The organism is Bifidobacterium crudilactis, assembly GCF_000738005.1.
In the GTDB taxonomy this organism is placed as follows: Bacteria; Actinomycetota; Actinomycetes; order Actinomycetales; family Bifidobacteriaceae; genus Bombiscardovia; species Bombiscardovia crudilactis.
The window spans coordinates 383834-400952 of the sequence record NZ_JHAL01000002.1 but is presented as its reverse complement, the minus strand read 5'-3'; the positions used below and the strand labels follow the sequence as shown (position 1 = coordinate 400952).

Below are 17119 nucleotides of genomic sequence, written 5' to 3'. Positions count from 1 at the left end.
AGGGAGCCGGTGTGCACCTGCCATGCAGGAGGTACCCACACCATGACGACCACACCCCAGCACACCGCCAACCTTGGCGAGGATGATTTCCGTACCGGCGAGGGCCTGCGCGCCCTCCTGACCCGCCTGCACAATGCCGGCCGGGGCGCGTGGCGGCGCGACCCGGTGGCCGCGGAATTGATGGCGTTCACCGCCGAGAAATACGCCGCGCTGGCCCATAAGCATGGGCTGGATGCGTGGGAGGCGGCCGGGGCGGCGTTCGACGTGATGCGCACCCGGGCGGCCCGCACCGCCGTGGACCCGTGGGCGGTGGTCACGCACGCGGTGCGGATCACCTGCATCGCCGAGCAGCGCGCCCAAGGCCTCCTGTGCTCCACCCACCAGGCCCGCCGCCCCCAGGTCTCTCGCTTCCATGATCCCGAGCGGTTCTCCGAACGCGACAACCTCCTGGCCGACTACCACCCCGCCTTCCACGTCCGCGATGAGCACACGGACGAGCAGACCGAGCCCGAGGCCACGCGGCTGGTGGTGGCGGTCGTCGAGGACGCGGTGACCCTGTTCACGCTCTTGGGCTGGCCCGAGGGCACCGCGCAGGCGGCGATCGGGCATGTGTGCGACGCCCTGGCCCGGCTCGGCTCCCGCGCCAGCACGTATGAGGCGCTGCGCCGCGACTGGCACGCGCGGGCGTTGCTGGATGTGCCGGCCGACTCGTGGACCGGATTGCTGCGCGTCCTGCTCGGCAGCCCCGACACCGCCTACGCGGCCACGGGTCGCGGCCGGGGCATCCTGCTCCGCCTGCTGCTGGGCGAGCGGCTCGTTGACCTGCTGGCCGACGACGAGCTCGTCGCCCTGATGGTGCTGGCCGCTCCCGGCATTCCGGGTGTGCGGGGTGACTGATGAACACGGCGGCAGGGCATATCGAGCTGGAACGGGCGGTCGCCTCCATCCGCGTGGGCGACCGGCACCGGCGCGACCTGGGCGACCTCAACGCCCTCGTGTCGTCCATCCAGCGCGAGGGCCTGTTGCAGCCGATCACCATCACCCCCGACGGGCTCCTCGTGTGCGGCGCGAGGCGCCTGGCGGCGGTGCGCCAATTGGGCTGGAAGACGGTGAACGTGTGGGTGCGCTCCGCCATATCCGACCGGCTCGCCCACCTGCTGGCCGAGCAGGACGACAACGTGCTGCACAAGGAGCTCACTTCCTTGGAGGCCGAAGCTCTGTACCGCGAGATCAAGCAGCTGCTGGCCGAGGACGCCTCCCGCAGGCAGAGCAGGACAAGGTTCAGCGCCGAGCATCAGCCGGGAAGTGACGGTGGTTCAAAATTTGAACCACCGTCGCCATCTGCTGATCGCACCCGCAAACAGGCCGCCGCGATGATCCCCGGAGCGCCCTCCGAGACCACGCTGGACAAGATCGGCTACCTCAAAGACACCGCCGCCAACCTCGAATTCTCCGACGAGGTTAGGCGGCAGGCTGCCGACGGCCTGGCACAGATCGAGGCGGACGCCCCCGTGCACCCCATCTACCAAGCCGTCCGCGCCGCGGTCGAAACGGCCAACCAGGATCGCGACACGCAATTGCACCGGCTGGCCGACGAGGCACTGGCGCGGGTCAAGGACGATCCGAAGAAACGGCAGGCCCCGGCGCGGCGCACGGCGCCTGCCCGCTACCCGGTGCGGGCGTTCAACCTGACCTGGGGCGAGCTGTACAAGTGGTGGGAGCGCTACGACTTCGACCTGCTGGCCCGCGAGCTCACCGATGAGCAGGCCGAGGCGTTCTACGTGACCGCCGAAGGCACCGCCACCGCCGCCAACACGCTGCGCGCCCTGCGCGAGCAGCTCGGCGAACAGCCCCACCTGCGCGCACTCTGACTGATCGCGGGGCGCGCGGGACTCAGGCGTGGGGTTGTTCCTGGCCGAGTGCGTCGCCGCAGGCGGTGAGCAGTGCGAACAGCTCGGCGCGCTGCGTCTTGCCGAGGCCGGCGGTCATGCGTTTGGCCACGGCCTGCACCGCTTTGTCCGCCCGCACGAACAGGGCTTCGGCGCGGCCGGTCAGCTGGGCGGCCTTCTCCCGGCGCTGTCCCGGCTGTTCGGAGCGCCGCACGAGCCCGGCGCGTTCGAGACCCTGGAGCAGGACGTTCATGGACTGGCGCGACACGAAGCTGCGCCTGGCCAGCTCCGAGCTGGTGATGCCCGGCTCGTCGATCAGATTGCTCAGGCAGGCGTACTGCGGCACGGTCAGGCCCAGCGGCCGCAGCGCCTCGTCCATGCGCTGGTTGAGCGCGGCCTGGGTCGCCTTGACGAGCACGCCGAGCTCGCCCGGGCTGGGATCATGCGATGTTCTCATACCTTTATTCATACAACATCCTCATGTCAATATCTTGACAAATATGATGACTTATGTCAATATATTGACGTAACTCGACGGGCGACCGCGCCCGCCACCCCGATGAAAGGCATGAACCATGAGCACACCCACCGCCACGCAAGGCCCCGACTTCATCTCGTTCCAAGTGCGCGACCTGCACGCCTCCGCCGACTTCTACGAGCACACGCTCGGACTCACGCGCCTGCCCGCACCCAACCCCCAAGCCGTCGTCTTCGCCGACGGGCCGGTCGCCTTCGCCGTGCGCAACCCGTTCCCGGGCGTGGACCTCGATGCCCTGGGCCGGCTCGGCGCCGGCATCGGCGTCTGGTTCCACTGCCAGGACGCCCACGCCCTGCACCGCAAGCTGGAAGAAGCGGGCGTGACGATCGTCAAAGAGCCCTTCGACGGCCCCTTCGGCGTCACCTTCTCGTTCCTCGACCCCGACGGCTACACCGTGACCATGCACGACAAAGCCTGACCCGGCCCACCGTCCTCCTCGCCCTTGCCCGCTGTCCTCATCGCCAGCGCCGGCAAGGGCGAACCCGTACCTGGAGCCTCCTGCGAGGTACAACGGACTGAGCCGAGCCCGCCGCAGTCTGGGCATCATCGGCCGCCGAAGTACTCTTCCGTGGGCGCGCGCTGCGTACCTGCCGGGCATGAAGACTTTCTCTGACTCCCGTTCCCGCGTCCGCCGCTATGCGCTCATCACAGCCGCCATCGTCCTCGTGTTGCTTGCGGGTGTGGGGGTCTATGGCCTGCTCACCGGACCCACGCCACCTGCCGCTCGGCCATCGGCAACCACGTCGCCCAGCGTCGCGCCGTCAGCGTCAGCCAGCCTGTCGCCGACTGCGGCGAAGCCGCCGGCTGTGAAGGGGTCGCGCGACCCGGATGTGTTCGCCCGCAACCTCGCGACCACCGTGTTCACCTGGGACACCGGTTCGGGACTGTTCCCGTTGGACTACTCGGCGTCGATCCTGGCGGTCGGGGACCCCACGGGCATGGAGCAGGCGGGTCTGGCCTCCGATGTGGCGGCGTATCTGCCGTCGCGCGAGCAGTGGGTCGAGCTGCGCAAGCACGCCACCCGACAATCCCTCACGATCACGCGTACGTACGTACCCGAGGCGTGGGGCGAGGCGGTAAGCCAGGCCGCGCCGGGGCAGTTGCCGTCGGGCGCGACCGCCATCACTATCCAGGGCACCCGGCACCGCAACGGCGAGTGGGATGGCCGACCGGTGAGCGAGGACCTCCCGGTCTCATTCACCGTGTTCATCGCCTGCCCACCAAAGGCCGGCTCGTGTCATGTGCTGCGCCTGTCCCAACTGAACAACCCCCTCACATAGGCGGCTGTCATGGTGAAGAAGCTCGCCCTCGCCGCTTTGGCCCTCATCCTGCTCGGCCCCTTCCTGCTGCTGACGGGTGTGGGCCTGCTGGCGAACCCGGCGGCCAGCGCCGCCTGCACGGCTCCCGGCGGCCTGAACGTCGGCCCCGTACCCCACTCCCTGACCGTGACCGCTCGTGACGGCTCCACCTTCACGCTCAACAAGACGCAGCTCACTCAAGCGGCGACGATCATCAGCGTGGGTTCCACCATCGACGGTGTGACGCGTGACGGGGTGCAGGTCGCGCTCATGGCCGCCCTGACCGAATCGAGTCTGCGGATGCTGTCGAACACCGGCACCTACCCCGAGAGCGCCAGCTATCCCAATGATGGGGATGGCGGCGATCACGACAGTCTCGGCCTGTTCCAGATGCGTCCCCAGTCCGGCTGGGGCAGCGTCAAGGACCTCATGGACCCGGCCTATCAGGTGCGGGCGTTCTTCGGCGGGCCCACGGGCCCGAACTATCCCTCGCCGCGCGGCCTGCTGGACATCCCCGGCTGGCAGAGCATGGACAAAGACGCCGCCGCGCAGGCCGTCGAGGTCAGCGCGTATCCGGACCGCTACCAGAACTACGAACCCGTGGCGAAGACGATCCTCGACACCCTCACCAAGCCAGCCACGAGCAATTCAGGCGAGCCGAACGCGAGCATCCCCGAAACCTCGCGGGTCGTGTTCCCACTCCCGGAGGACACGTGGGTGCTGACCTCGCCGTTCGGCTACCGCACCCATCCGATAACGGGCGAGCGGAGCCTGCACGAGGGCACCGACTACGCCGCCCCCGACGGCACCCCCATCTACGCGGCAGCCGACGGCATCGTCTCGGTCGCCGACTACACGCAGGCGTGGGGCGGGCATATCGTCATCGACCACACCATCGACGGCAAGCCGGTCTCGACCGGCTACATCCACATGTGGAAGACCGGCATCCACGTCACGGTCGGCCAGAAGGTCACCGCCGGCCAGCACATCGGCGACGTCGGCAGCTCCGGCAATTCGACGGGGCCACATCTGCATTTCGAGGTCCGGCCCGCAGGCCGCGACCCCATCGACCCGGACCAGTGGCTGAAAGCCCACGGCGCGGCAAGCCAGACCGGCAACACGGATGCGGGCGCGGGCAATAACGGATGCTCCTCCGGCGCTTCCGGCGGCACCGCGACCCCGATCAGCGGGGACGGGGGCCGGCTGGTGGACGACCCGACCAGCGAGGGGCGGATCACCGCGCGCATGGCCCACGTCATGGACCAGGCCAAGACGGCGTTCCCGGACACCTCGTGGGCGTGCTGGTCCCCGCGCCCCGGACAGAAGTCCGAGCACCCCCTCGGGCGGGCGTGCGACGTGACCTTCGGCAACCCCATCGGCACCCGACCCACCAGCGCGCAGTTGGAGGCGGGCTGGCAGGCCACCAACTGGCTCAAGGACAACGCCGACACCCTCGGCGTCGAATACCTCATCTGGCAAGGAAAAATCTGGTCGCTCGGCCGGGACTCGGAGGGCTGGCGGCCGTACAACGGCGGCGGCATGCACGACCCCGCCGATGTCACCGGAGGCCACTGGGACCACCTGCACATCACCGTCAAAGACAACTAGCGCAATTATTCAAAGCCACCGAATAGCGGCAGCCGAGGGCGTCTGATCGGGTGTATGCGTGGTGCGTGTCGGTGAGTAGCCGCAGGGCGCCATACGGGGACGCTCGCTCTCCGGTCCGGTGCTCGTTGTGTTCCGTGAGACGCCGGCTGATGTCAGCCAGGCCTGCGCGGATGCGGTCTTGGTGCTGTTTCGGGATGGGAAGGTCGATGGCGCCAGCGAAGTGGGCGGCGGGCAGTTTGGCTCTCCGAGCGGACGCTGAGTATCAGTCGGGTTCCACATCCTGAGTATCTAGCTGTGCAGCGAAGACCGCGCTTGTGAAGTGCAGCAGCTCTTCGTTGCTGACGATCGCAAGCCCACGTTCGATGTCGCCCAGGATGAGAACGGTGTCTCCAGGGTTGATGTCGAAGAGCTCACGGGCTTCCTTTGGGATGACGAGTTGGCCTTTGTCCCCAATGCGTGCAGTCCAAGCATATTTTCCTTCAGTCCGAGCCGACATTCGTCCTCCATACAGTCGAAGCCATCACAGCCAGCATACTTGAATCATACTACTAGTGCGTTTCAACGCACTAGTAGTATGATTCGTACCATGAGTGTTATCCAGATCATCCTTGTCAACGCCATAGCGGGCATCGTCCTCTCGCAAGGCGCCCGGGTGCTCGTGAACATTGCGAAGACCAAGAACTACTTCTGGGGCCCAGTCGATGCTGCGACCAAGGCAGGGTTCGTTGAGAAGCACGTCGAACTTCGCCCAGGGATGCTCATCAACTATGCGGAGGGCTCCGCGCATGGGATTCCCCTGCTCTTGGTGCACGGGCAGGGCATGACCTGGCAGGACTATGGCCCGGTCTTGACCAAACTCACGTCGAGTTACCACGTCGTGGCCGTGGACTGCCACGGTCATGGGAAGTCAACCTGGAACCCCGAGGATTACACCGCGAACAAGATGGTTGACGACCTCGCGGCCTTCGGCCAGCTTGTTTTCAACGGCGAACCATTCGCCGCATCAGGGCATTCATCCGGTGGGCTTCTGGTCGCGCGGCTTGCCGCGCTTTACCCGGACATTGTGAGGGGCCTAGTCATCGAAGACGCCCCCTTCTTCAGCACAGAACCAGACCGCGCACCCAAGACGTATGCGTACATCGATGGCTTCGATTTCGTTGATGCCTTCCTCGCTCAAGACACCGAGCCTGACTGGGTGTGCTTCTACATGCCACGCAGCTACTGGCGTCGCATGTTTGGTAGGAAGCTCTGGGGCAGCTTTACTCGTAGCGTCATCTCGCAGCGTCATGCTTCGCCTCAGCGACTTCCGCTCATCAGATGGGTGGGAGTGTCTATCAACCGGATCTGGGAGTCCCTTAGCCACCCCTGCGACCTTCGATTCTCAAAAACCTTCGCCGACTTCTCGTGGTTCTCAGATTTCGACCAGACCCAGACCTTGCGGGACATCCAGTGCCCCACGGTCTTCATCAAGGCCACGACCCGCTTCAACAAGGACGGAGTCCTGCTGGCCGCGCTCAGTGAACAGGACTGCGACAGGGTCGATTCGTTACTTCCCGCGAACGAGACCATTCGTGTGCGTAGTTCCCATGATGTTCACTTTGAACACCCCAGGCAGTTTGCGCACACCATGCTGAGCTTTGCCGAGCGGATTCAGTAGCACTCGTAGTCGAAACATCTTCATCGTCACCTACGACCGCCGTGAGATTCGCTGTACCCCCGGTGTCCGTCCGGGTAGGACGTCGGCGACCGTACAACGGGGGCGGCATGCACGACCCCGCCGATGTCACCGGCGGCCACTACGGCCACCACATTACCGTGAAGGAATAGGGTTCGAAGTTACATCTGATGAATGATTCCTGAACTAGATGCAAGGCCTGCCGCGATACATCGGCGGACGCTGGTCTCGGGCCGCGCACCTGTACCGCATGAATGTCTTTCCTGATTTCAGCGGCCTGACCGGCATCGACAGCCTGCAAGGCGTGGTGGGCGCGCTGCTGACCATCACCCTGGTCGCGGCCGTCGCCGCGCTCATCGTCTCCGGTGTCGTGTGGGCGTTCGGCGCCTCGAACGGCAACTACCAGCTCGCCTCGCGCGGGCGCACCGGCGTGCTCGTCGCACTCGGCGTGGCGGTCATGGCCGGCGGCGGCGTGGCGCTGATGAACTGGCTGATAGGCGTCGGCCAGCAGCTCTGACCACCGTCTCCTCTCTCTTCTCAGCTCTTTCTTGCTGCCCGTCCTCCGACTTGCAGGGCGGGCTTTTCTCATGTTCGGGACGTGGTCGTGCACCTGTCTGGGGACATAACGCCGCCCGCATTCCCGTGGGCGGCCCGACTTGGATTGGAGCCCGTCATGAACGACCTCATCACTGCTTCTGTTGCCCGCGCGCTGGGCATCGTGGCGTTGGACATCAACATCACCCCGAACACGGACGGCCTGCCCGGCATCGCCCAGCTGCGCACGATCGTGGGCGCGGTCATGACCGTCGGCCTCATCCTGTCCGTGCTCGCCCTGATCATCTCGGCGATCGTGTGGGGCTTCGGCGCCAACAGCTCCAACCCGCACCTGGCCTCCAGGGGCAAGGTCGGCGTGCTCGTCTCCTGTGGCGCGGCGGTGATCTGCGGGGCCGCGGTCACGCTCATCAACTTCTTCTGGAACGTCGGCCAAGCCGTATGAGCCAGCACGTCAATGCGAGAGGAGATCACTGATGGGCGTGTGCGATGTCCCCGTCATCTCCAACGTCTGCCAGGTCGCCGGAGAAGCAGCAGCCACGTTGGTCTCGGCCCCGTTCGAGTGGCTCGCCGCCGCGATGGGCGAGGCCGCGAGCTGGCTGTTCCAAGCCGTCTGGTCGGTCTTCGACACCACGACATTGGTGGATGTGGCGCGTCCGGAGTACGTGAAGGTGTACAACCTGATCTTCGGCATCGGCGCCACCCTCATGCTCCTGTTCTTCCTGCTCCAGCTCATCACCGGGCTGATCCGCCGCGACCCCGGCGCCCTAAGTCGCGCCGGTTTGGGTCTGGCGCGCAGCGTGCTCGGCTCGTTCCTGGTTATCACGCTGGTGGGCTTGGCGTTGCAGATCACCGACCAGCTCTCCACCGGCATCATCCAGGCCGCCGGCGAAACCACCCAGTCCATGGGTGACAAGATCGCCGCGCTCGTGGCCGGCTTGGGCGGGCTGACCATGGCCTCGCCCGGCGTCGGCGCCATATTGATCATCTTCCTGGCCGGGCTGGCCATCGCCTCGGCCGCCATCGTCTGGCTCTCCCTCCTGATCCGCAAGGCGCTCTTGCTGGTGGCGATCGTGCTCGCCCCATTGGCGTTCTCCGGCTCCTCATGGGACGCCGCCAAAGGCTGGATCGGCAAGTGGGCGATGTTCGTCCTCGCATTGATTCTGTCGAAATTGGTGCTGGTGGTCATCTTCCTGGTCGCCGTCACCCAGGTCTCCGCGCCCATCTCGACCGACCTGGCGTCGGTCTCGGACCCGCTGGCCGGCATCGTGCTCATGGCCCTGGCCGGATTCAGCCCCTACATGGTCTACCGGTTCCTCTCCTTCGTGGGCGTGGATTTGTACAACCAGATGGGCGCCGAACAGGACGCCAAGACCGCCCTCAACCGGCCCCTCCCGATCCCCGCCACGGGGTCGGGCGACGGACCGAAGAAAATCCTCGACAGCAACAGCGGCAGCGGAGACAACGGAAGTGGGGGTAGCGGCGGTTCGTCGCCCGCCGCTTCCGCACCAAGTGCGCCATCGTCGGGCGGCCAAGGTGCTGCCGCATCCAGTGGTGCAGAAGCCTCTGGCGGGGACGGCGCATCGGGCGGTGCAGCATCCTCCGGAGGAGCGGCCGCGGGCGGCGCTGCCGTCGCGGCACCGGTGGCCGGCGCGGTGATCGTGGCGAAGGAGGCCGCCACCGCCGGGCCGAAGGCCGCCACGAAGCTCGCCGGACAGGCCGAGCAGACCGCCGACGCCGCCAACCAGACCGCCAGCACACCACCACCTGCGTCGCCGCCGTCGAACGCGCCCACACGCACACCCGCCGCGGCACCGTCATCTCCGTCTCCGTCTTCATCGGGCGGTTCGAGCGCTCCGCGTGGCAGTGAGCCGCCGCCACCCTCGCCGCCCGTCCCACGCACCCCGCCCTCGAAGGAGTAACCCATGAGCAGCAGCGACAGCACGCCGTCCACCGAGCTGGTGCCGGTGAAGTTCTCCCGCCTGACCCGCAGAGGCATCCTCCTGGGCCTCTCGGCATCCCAGCTGACGGTCCTGGCTGTGGCGGTGGCGACGATCGTGACCGCCGTGTACGCGGGAGGGGGCATGATGCTGGCCTACACCGCGCCCATCTGGGCGACCTGCGTCGCCCTGACCTGGATACCCGTCGCCGGCCGGCCGCTGGTGGAGTGGCTGCCGGTCGGGTTCTGGTGGCTGTGGAAGACCAGCGGCGGGCAGCTCCTCTACCGCCGCCGAATCGTGCAGCCGCGCCCCGAGGGCACCTTGGCCCTGCCCGGCGACATGGCCCGCCTGCGCGAGTACACCGACCCCGCGAGCGGGGCGTGCATGATCCACGACCCCCACGGGGCCACGCTGACGGCCATCGTGGAGGTGTCGCATCCCGCGTTCATCCTGCTGGACCCCGGCGAGCAGGAACGCCGCGTCACCACTTGGGGCCGGGTGCTCGCGACCGCGTGCCGCTCCGGGCGCATCGCCACCGTGCAGGTGCTGGAGCGGACTTTGCCCGACTCGGGGACCGGGCTGGCCGAATGGTGGGCCCAGCACGGCACCCACGATGATTCCTGGGCCTCCACCACCTACGCGGAGCTGATCGAACGGGCCGGGCCGGCCGGGGAACGCCACGCCACGACGATCAGCCTCGCCCTGAACATGCGGGCGGCGGCGCGGCAGATCAGGACCGCCGGCGGCGGCATCAAAGGCGCCGCCAACGTGCTGCGCCAGGAGATGGGGACGCTGACCACCGCTTTGCGCTCGGCGGATTTGAACCCGTCGGGCTGGCTTGCGGCCGGGGATGTGGCGGTGATCCTGCGCTCCGCCTACGACCCCGCCATCGCCGCCGCCCTGGAACGCCACGGGTCCATCGGCCGACAGCTGGCCACGGCGGGCCCGGTCGCCGTCACCGAAACCTGGAGCGGCCTGCGCACCGACTCCGCCCACCACACCGTCCTGTGGATCAGTGAATGGCCGCGCTCCTTGGTCTTTCCCGGCTGCCTCGCCCCGCTCGTCTTGTCGAGCGGCATCCAGCGCTCCCTGAGCCTGCTGTACACGCCGTTGCGCTCGGACATCGCGGCCAGGGACATCAGGAAGAAGAAGGTCGAATACATCTCCGACGCCACCCAGCGCGCCCGGATCGGCCAGATCGAGGACGCCGCCCAGACGGCCGAATACCACGACGTGCTCCAACAGGAATCCGAACTCACCGCCGGCCACGGCGTCCTGCGCTACACCGGCCTCATCTCCATCAGCGCCCCCACCGAGCCCGAATTGGAGGCGGCGGTCGCGGCCATCGAGCAGGCCGCCATCCAAGCCAGCTGCGAGACGCGGCGTCTGGTCGGCCAGCAGGCCCAGGCGTTCACCGCCGCAGCACTCCCACTCGCCCGAACCATCTAACACGACCAGGCCCAATAAAATTTGAGGAGGCTCATCATGCCCACGTTCCACGACCCCGCCACTGATGCCGCGGAGGCGTCCGAGGCCCTGCGCGGCCTGGCCCACGCCAGCCGTGTGTTCGCTCGTCCGGCGGACATGTACCGGGTGCTGGGCGACCTGTCCGCCAGCATCCGCCACCTGCACCAGATCATCGAGCAGGTCGCCGCCAACCACGAAACCAAGGCACCGTTCGCGTTCGACGACGCCGGGGACCACGAGACCGGCGTCCGGTACGCGCTGGACGCCGCCGACCAGCTACGCCGGGCCGCACGGCTCTTGGACCAGTCCTACGACCGGCTGGCCGACGGGTTCAGCGCCGCCGGCCGCATCGCGTGGCACCGCGAGCCCGCACCAGACACCACCGTGGCGCTGGATCGGCGGTGGGTCACTGTCGTTTTCCTGCAAGGCGAAGAGGCCGACCAGGCGCTCGACATCATCCAGACTGATGGTGTCGACGCCGCGGTGGAGCACCTGGCCCGCTGGGATTATGGGGCTGAGACCGACAGCGCCGCCATCGCCAACCGGGATGTGCATGATGCGATTCCGTCCGGGGTGCTCGACAGGACCGCCGAATCCGGCCCGTACACGCTGGCCTATAACCCGTTCATGGGCCACGTCGCCCTCCACCGCCACCCCGCTATTGATGCGGCCGAGGAGTCGGCATCGCCGCCCGAACCCCAGCCGGAACCGGAACCGCCGACCCATCGCCGGAGGACACGAACCGTCGCGCCATACGAGCCGCCGCGCCGGCCGGCGTCCGACACTCCTCGGGGGCTGGGATTATGAGCGAGGAGAAGCTGCACACCACGGTCCTCGTCTCGCCCGCCCGCGAGAAGAGGCGACTGCGCAAGCAGCGCCGACAAGCCGCCGCGAACCTGCAAGCCCAGCAGCGCCGCGCCGAGCAGGACGCCGCGAACGCGCGTAGGGAGGCGGAGCGGGCCGAACGCAACGCCACCCGCTACCTGCCCAAGGCCGGCGAGCCCGGACCCGCCGCATTGCGGTCGCCGGGCCGCTTCCGCCTGCCCCGCCACCAGGACACCAGCGCCGTGCTGGCCGGCCAGTACCCGTTCCTCGCCGAAGGAGGATTGGGCGCGGACGGCGTGTTCGTCGGCGCCGATCTTTACTCGGGCGGCTCGTTCGTGTACGACCCGTGGCAGCTGTACAGGCAGGGCGTCATCACCGCGCCGAACCTCATCGTCGCCGGCATCGTCGGCTCCGGCAAATCCTCGCTCGCCAAGAGCCTGTACACGCGCTCGCTGCCGTTCGGGCGGCGGGTTTACATTCCTTGCGATCCCAAAGGCGAGCACACCCCGGTAGCCCAGGCCGTGGGAGGCCGGGCCATCATCCTCGGCCACGGCCTCACCACCCGCCTCAACCCCCTGGACGAAGGCCATCGGCCGGCAGGATTGTCGGATGCGGCGTGGGCGTCCACCGTCGCCTCCCGGCGCCGCGACCTGCTCGGCGCCCTGGCCGAGACCGTCCTCGGCAGGCCGCTCACACCGTTGGAGCACACCGCCCTCGACGCGGCGCTGACCGCCACCGTCCGGGAGAATACGGTGCCGATCCTGCCCATGGTCGTCGACCGGCTCTTCACCCCCGACCCGCACGGGGACGACGGCCGGCTCGCCGAGGACGGGCGCCTGGTGGCGCACGCGCTGCGGCGGCTCGTCGCCGGCGACCTCGCCGGACTGTTCGACGGGCCCTCCACCATCGCGTTCGACCCCTCCCTGCCCATGATCAGCCTGGATTTGTCGCGGGTCGCGGAGAACACCGCGCTGCTGTCGGTGCTCATGACCTGCGCGTCCGCGTGGATGGAAGCCGCGCTCCTGGACCCGGACGGCGGGCAACGCTGGATGATCTACGACGAAGCCTGGAGGCTCATGAGCCACCCAGCGCTATTGCAGCGCATGGACGCCCAATGGCGCCTCGCCAGGCATTACGGGATCGCGAACATGCTCGTCTTCCACAAGCTCACCGACCTGGACACCGTCGGCGACCTGGGCTCCGCCAACCGGGCCCTGGCTACCTCGCTGCTGGCGAACGCGGAGACGCGCATCATCTACCGGCAGGAATCCGACCAGCTCGGCATCACCGCCCAGACATTGGGCCTGACCGGCACCGAACAGAAGCTCCTGCCCACCCTCTCGACCGGGCAGGGCCTGTGGCGCATCAAGGACCGCTCCTTCGTCGTCCAGCACCAAATGCACCCCAACGAACTGAAACTCTTCGACACCACCAGCCGCATGGGCTAAAACCCTGGGTGCCGGGTGCGTACCTGTCGGGCATGAAGAACCAGCCTGCATCATCCGCGCCCGTCACGATTCCCCTCGTCGTGCTCACCGTGCACCGCAACGGCACGATCACCGTCACCCGGGACGGCACCGTGCTGCCGCCGCCTGCGCATTCGACGTGGCGGCGCTCCTCGCTGCCCGAGATCATCGAGACCGCATCCGAGCAGCGGACGGTGCCGGTGTGGGTGGAGGTGCACGAGACCGACGGCACCTCGTTCACCGACCTATTCCCAGCCCAGCCCCAACCCCGCCACCACGAGCGGGCGGCGTCCAAGCCCCGCCACGCCGCACCCGACCCGCAGCCGGCCGAAGTCCGCGCTGAGGGGTTCCTTCCCGGCGAGGACATCGCCATCGCCCCCATCACCGGGCACACTGACGCAGGCAAGGACGGGACCGTGCGGGCGCTCCTCGACCCGGCCGAATACCCGAACGTGCGCGAGGTGGTGCTGGTGGGCCGGGTGTCGGGCACGCTGGCGGTCAGGCGCCTGGGATGAGCCAGTCGCAGCGTTCGGGGTCGATGGGCGACGAACCGGCCAACGCGGCCATCATCGGCCTGCTCGCCCTTACGGGGTTCGCGCTCGTGCTGCGCGGGGCCGGCTCCGCCACGGCATGGATTACTCGCATTCCGCAGCCGACCGGCGGGCCCGCCTCCGGCATCCAAGTGCTGCTCGATCCCACGCACCCCGGCACCGCCCTCGGCGCGGAGAATCTCAACCCGGTCGTCTACTGGGTGGTCACGGGCCTCATGCTGACCCTCATCGGCACCGCGACAATATTCATCTGGCTGCGGGTGCGCCGGTTCACCAGTGCTGTGGAGGCCGATCCGCGGCGCATGGCCGGCACCGCCACCCGCAGCGACATCACCGCCACCGCCTCCGCCAAGGCGCTGCTGAAACGCGCCGCCAGCCTGCGGCCGAGCCTGGACTCTCCCAAGCCGCAGGATGTGGGCTATCTGCTGGGCAGATCGAAGGGCGCGGGCGTGTGGGCTTCCGTGGAGGACTCGATCATGGTGATCGGCCCGCCCCGCTCCGGCAAAGGCCTCCACCTCGTGATCCCCGCCATCCTGGATGCTCCCGGAGCGGTGGTCTGCACCTCGACCCGCCCCGACAATCTGACCGCCACCATGCGCGCCAGAGCCAGGATCGGGCCGGTGGCGATCTTCGACCCCCAGCACTTGGCCGGGGGCCTGCCCGCCGGGATGCGCTGGTCGCCCATCAGGGGATGCGAGAACCCGCAGACCGCGATGATCCGCGCCACCGGCCTGGCCGCAGGCACCGGCCTGTCCTCGGGCGGCGTGGACAGTGGCGGCTTCTGGGAAGGCAAGACCCGAAGCGCCCTGCAAGCCCTCCTGCACGCGGCGGCCATCGACCACCGCACGCCGGCCGAACTCTTCCGCTGGACGCTGGACCCCGTGGCGGCCGCCGACGCCGTGGCCATCCTGAACGCCGCGCCCACGGCGGCGACGGGGTGGGCGGAGTCCTTGCAGGCCATGATCGACTCCGACCCGCGCACCCGCGACTCCATCTGGCAAGGCGTCTCCCTGGCCCTGGGATCGTTGGCCGACCCCAGAGTCCTTGATGCCGTATCGCCCGGGCCGGGCGAGAGCTTCGACCCCGAAACCTTCATCCGCAGCAAGGGTACGCTCTTCCTGCTGGCGACCGGCAGCGGGGCCGGGGCCTCCGCCGCACTGGTCGCCGCATTGGTAGAGGACCTCATTGAGACCGCTAGGCGCATGGCCGCACGCTCGCCCGGCGCACGGCTCGACCCGCCCCTGCTGCTCACCCTGGACGAGATCGCCAACCTCTCGCCGCTGCCGTCCCTGCCCACATTGATGGCGGAGGGCGGCGGCTCGGGCATCACGACCATGCCCGTATTGCAGTCCTTGTCGCAGGCGCGGGACCGGTGGAACGAGCACCAGGCGTCGGCGATCTGGGACGCGGCCATCGTCAAGGTCATCCTGGGCGGAGCCTCCAGCTCCCGCGACCTCCAGGACATCTCCAGCCTCATCGGGGAACGCGACGAGACCACCGACTCCGTGACCCTGGGCGACCACGGCAGCAGGTCCAACCAGCGCTCCATCCGCCGCGTGCCGATCCTGCCGCCCGACCGCATCCGCCGACTCCCGTTCGGCACCGGCATCGTGCTCCTGCGCTCCGCCCCGCCCATCATCACCGACCTGCACGCATGGCCCACACGGCCCGACGCGCGACAGCTGACCGCCGACCGCACCGCAATCGAAACGCTCCTGCGGCACGGCTGAGCGTCCAGGCCCCGCATACCTACCTGTCTGGCACAGCAGCCCGAACAGCGGGCCGCTTCAGTCAGATCGGAGCACGGCTCATGGCCAGACAAGACGACACCACACCAGCACAAGCAGCACCCCGCGTCGAGCCGGGGGAAGGCCGGGCGGCGGATGCGCCGGACGTGCGGGACAGCTTCTACGGGTTCGTGGCCTCCAACCCCCAGTTCACCCATCCCGAAGGCGGCACGCCCCGCCTGTACTTCAAAGCCGGGCAGGAGCACTACCGGCCCGAGCCCGACGGCACGTTCACCAAGCTGGAGACCACCTTCCACGACGTGGTGGCCTTCCGAGCCGCCGCCGTGCGCGGCTTCGAGAAGCTGGCCAAGCAGGACTACTTCGTCGCCCAAGGCGAACTGGACACCTCCATCGACAAGGACACCGGCGTCCAGCGCACCCGGTTCATCGCCAACCGGCTCGGCCACGACCTGGCTCGCACCCGCTACGAAGTCGACCGCACCCCGCGCCGCGCCAGCATCGGACAGGAAGCCCCCGCCCGCGACGCCACACCATTCCAACGCCCCGAACGCTCCACCCCGGAGCGCGCCAATCCGGCCATCGGACTGTGAGAAGGGGCGGCATCATGAGCGACGACGACTACACGCCCCACACCAACCCTGAGACCGCCGACGGGCAGGACTACGCGGACAGCCCCGAGCCCTCCACCTTCGACGCGCGGCCCGACCTGCCCGAGCCGCCGCACCCCATCAACTGGAACCTCATGTCGGCCAACGACCTGGAGGCCGAGCTGCTGGAGCTGAACCGGTGGGTGGACTGGCTGCGCCGCACCTACGGGCTTCCCGCCAGCGTGATCCCGCCGATGTGGCACCGTCACCCCGAACTGCTCTGGGAGCTCTCCGCCCTGCACTTGAGCTGGCTGGCCGCCTACGACCCCGAACAGAACGCCGCCGCCCCCTTGGGCTGGCACCGCGACTTCGCCGACGCCAGAGCAAGGCTGCGCGAGTGGGTCGCCACCTCCGGCACTCGGCTGGACCGGGACCGGCCCACCCGGCAGACCAGCTGGCCCGGAGAGCGGCCCGCCCCGCCGGTCGAGGAGACGACCATCGTCAACCGCGACCAGGACTTCGTGGACTTCATCATCGCCGAGGTCGCCAAACGCCAGGCCGCCGAGTACCGGTTCTACGCGGGAGCCGACCCGGAGACAGGCGAGGTCGACTGATGGTGCGGACATACCAGCGCAAGACGACCTGGCGTCCGCGCGAGGAGCGTCAGCTCACCGTGAGAGCGGAGCACCGAGACAGCCCTGATCTGGGAAAACTCACGGAGCTGCTGATCCGCCTCACGCTCCAAGAGACCGGTCAGAGACGCATCGAGCAGTCGGCTTCGCCCACGGCGATGACATCCGACGGCAGGCCAGAGTAAAATAGAACCATCCGCCGCAGAGGCGGGTGTTGTGGTCCCTGACCTCGCCGTCATGGCGGGGCATCTTTACTTGGCCTTCGTGGCCATGTCCTTGCGGCCTTCGGGCTTTTCTCACGAGCAGCATTCGCAGTCAATGACTCTGCGGTGGTTCGGACCAC

The 17119-nt window shown here is 68.2% G+C and carries 20 protein-coding genes; 18 read left to right on the top strand and 2 right to left on the bottom strand.

Annotated features, from left to right (window positions below; translation table 11 throughout):
* Nucleotides 1-42 precede the first annotated feature (42 nt).
* Together DB51_RS03965 and DB51_RS03960 are read left to right on the top strand one after the other, a co-directional pair.
* Nucleotides 43-897 (top strand): hypothetical protein, encoded by an 855-nt coding sequence (locus DB51_RS03965; RefSeq protein WP_034251986.1) that lies wholly within the window; start codon nucleotides 43-45, stop codon nucleotides 895-897.
* Nucleotides 897-1871: a ParB N-terminal domain-containing protein gene (locus tag DB51_RS03960; RefSeq protein WP_034251983.1), complete on the top strand. Its 975-nt coding sequence runs from the start codon at nucleotides 897-899 to the stop codon at nucleotides 1869-1871. The genes DB51_RS03965 and DB51_RS03960 overlap by 1 nt, the downstream gene beginning before the upstream one ends.
* Nucleotides 1872-1893: 22 nt before the next feature.
* On the opposite strand, the gene DB51_RS03955 is transcribed toward DB51_RS03960, so the two are convergent.
* Nucleotides 1894-2346, bottom strand: coding sequence for a MarR family winged helix-turn-helix transcriptional regulator (locus DB51_RS03955; RefSeq protein ID WP_034253685.1), 453 nt, complete (start codon nucleotides 2344-2346; stop codon nucleotides 1894-1896).
* Between the two features lie 118 nt (nucleotides 2347-2464).
* On the opposite strand from DB51_RS03955, the gene DB51_RS03950 reads away from it, so the two are divergent.
* The 4 genes from DB51_RS03950 to DB51_RS10515 all read left to right on the top strand — a co-directional run bounded on the left by DB51_RS03950 (nucleotide 2465) and on the right by DB51_RS10515 (nucleotide 5592).
* Nucleotides 2465-2845, top strand: a complete 381-nt coding sequence (locus tag DB51_RS03950; RefSeq protein ID WP_034251981.1) for a VOC family protein — start codon at nucleotides 2465-2467, stop codon at nucleotides 2843-2845.
* A gap of 178 nt (nucleotides 2846-3023) precedes the next feature.
* Complete coding sequence (locus tag DB51_RS03945; protein WP_034251978.1) at nucleotides 3024-3707, top strand: hypothetical protein; 684 nt, start codon at nucleotides 3024-3026, stop codon at nucleotides 3705-3707.
* Between the two features lie 9 nt (nucleotides 3708-3716).
* Nucleotides 3717-5333 carry a M23 family metallopeptidase gene (locus DB51_RS03940; RefSeq protein ID WP_034251976.1) on the top strand — a complete coding sequence of 539 codons (1617 nt, stop codon included), beginning with the start codon at nucleotides 3717-3719 and terminating at the stop codon, nucleotides 5331-5333.
* Nucleotides 5334-5460: 127 nt separating this feature from the next.
* Nucleotides 5461-5592, top strand: coding sequence for a hypothetical protein (locus DB51_RS10515; RefSeq protein ID WP_272866982.1), 132 nt, complete (start codon nucleotides 5461-5463; stop codon nucleotides 5590-5592).
* A 3-nt stretch (nucleotides 5593-5595) separates the two neighbouring features.
* Here DB51_RS10515 and DB51_RS03935 read toward each other — a convergent pair whose 3' ends face one another.
* On the bottom strand, nucleotides 5596-5829 hold the full coding sequence (locus DB51_RS03935; RefSeq protein WP_051867255.1) for an AbrB/MazE/SpoVT family DNA-binding domain-containing protein: 234 nt from the start codon (nucleotides 5827-5829) through the stop codon (nucleotides 5596-5598).
* A 90-nt stretch (nucleotides 5830-5919) separates the two neighbouring features.
* Here DB51_RS03935 and DB51_RS03930 point away from each other — a divergent pair, with 90 nt between their 5' ends.
* The 12 genes from DB51_RS03930 to DB51_RS03875 all read left to right on the top strand — a co-directional run bounded on the left by DB51_RS03930 (nucleotide 5920) and on the right by DB51_RS03875 (nucleotide 16961).
* On the top strand, nucleotides 5920-6990 hold the full coding sequence (locus DB51_RS03930) for an alpha/beta fold hydrolase (RefSeq protein ID WP_162174618.1): 1071 nt from the start codon (nucleotides 5920-5922) through the stop codon (nucleotides 6988-6990).
* A gap of 208 nt (nucleotides 6991-7198) precedes the next feature.
* Entirely contained in the window at nucleotides 7199-7525 is a 327-nt protein-coding gene (locus DB51_RS03925; protein WP_238548301.1) for a DUF6112 family protein, read from the top strand.
* Between the two features lie 156 nt (nucleotides 7526-7681).
* Nucleotides 7682-8005, top strand: a complete 324-nt coding sequence (locus tag DB51_RS03920; RefSeq protein WP_034251973.1) for a DUF6112 family protein — start codon at nucleotides 7682-7684, stop codon at nucleotides 8003-8005.
* Nucleotides 8006-8036: 31 nt separating this feature from the next.
* Nucleotides 8037-9482: a hypothetical protein gene (locus DB51_RS03915; RefSeq protein ID WP_034251970.1), complete on the top strand. Its 1446-nt coding sequence runs from the start codon at nucleotides 8037-8039 to the stop codon at nucleotides 9480-9482.
* 3 nt (nucleotides 9483-9485) lie between these two features.
* Nucleotides 9486-10949, top strand: a complete 1464-nt coding sequence (locus tag DB51_RS03910; protein ID WP_034251967.1) for an SCO6880 family protein — start codon at nucleotides 9486-9488, stop codon at nucleotides 10947-10949.
* 36 nt (nucleotides 10950-10985) lie between these two features.
* On the top strand, nucleotides 10986-11774 hold the full coding sequence (locus tag DB51_RS03905; protein WP_051867253.1) for a hypothetical protein: 789 nt from the start codon (nucleotides 10986-10988) through the stop codon (nucleotides 11772-11774).
* Nucleotides 11771-13240 (top strand): VirB4 family type IV secretion system protein, encoded by a 1470-nt coding sequence (locus tag DB51_RS03900; protein ID WP_034251964.1) that lies wholly within the window; start codon nucleotides 11771-11773, stop codon nucleotides 13238-13240. Before DB51_RS03905 ends, DB51_RS03900 begins: the two co-directional genes overlap by 4 nt.
* 32 nt (nucleotides 13241-13272) lie before the next feature.
* Nucleotides 13273-13773, top strand: coding sequence for a hypothetical protein (locus tag DB51_RS03895; RefSeq protein ID WP_034253673.1), 501 nt, complete (start codon nucleotides 13273-13275; stop codon nucleotides 13771-13773).
* The gene (locus tag DB51_RS03890) at nucleotides 13770-15539 is read left to right on the top strand and encodes a TraM recognition domain-containing protein (protein WP_034251962.1); all 1770 of its coding nucleotides are present in this window, start codon (nucleotides 13770-13772) and stop codon (nucleotides 15537-15539) included. Before DB51_RS03895 ends, DB51_RS03890 begins: the two co-directional genes overlap by 4 nt.
* 80 nt (nucleotides 15540-15619) lie before the next feature.
* Complete coding sequence (locus DB51_RS03885) at nucleotides 15620-16147, top strand: single-stranded DNA-binding protein (protein ID WP_202961990.1); 528 nt, start codon at nucleotides 15620-15622, stop codon at nucleotides 16145-16147.
* A 14-nt stretch (nucleotides 16148-16161) separates the two neighbouring features.
* A complete protein-coding gene (locus DB51_RS03880; RefSeq protein ID WP_034251960.1) occupies nucleotides 16162-16758 on the top strand; it encodes a hypothetical protein in 597 nt (198 codons plus the stop codon).
* The gene (locus DB51_RS03875; RefSeq protein WP_034251958.1) at nucleotides 16758-16961 is read left to right on the top strand and encodes a hypothetical protein; all 204 of its coding nucleotides are present in this window, start codon (nucleotides 16758-16760) and stop codon (nucleotides 16959-16961) included. The genes DB51_RS03880 and DB51_RS03875 overlap by 1 nt, the downstream gene beginning before the upstream one ends.
* Nucleotides 16962-17119: the final 158 nt, after the last annotated feature.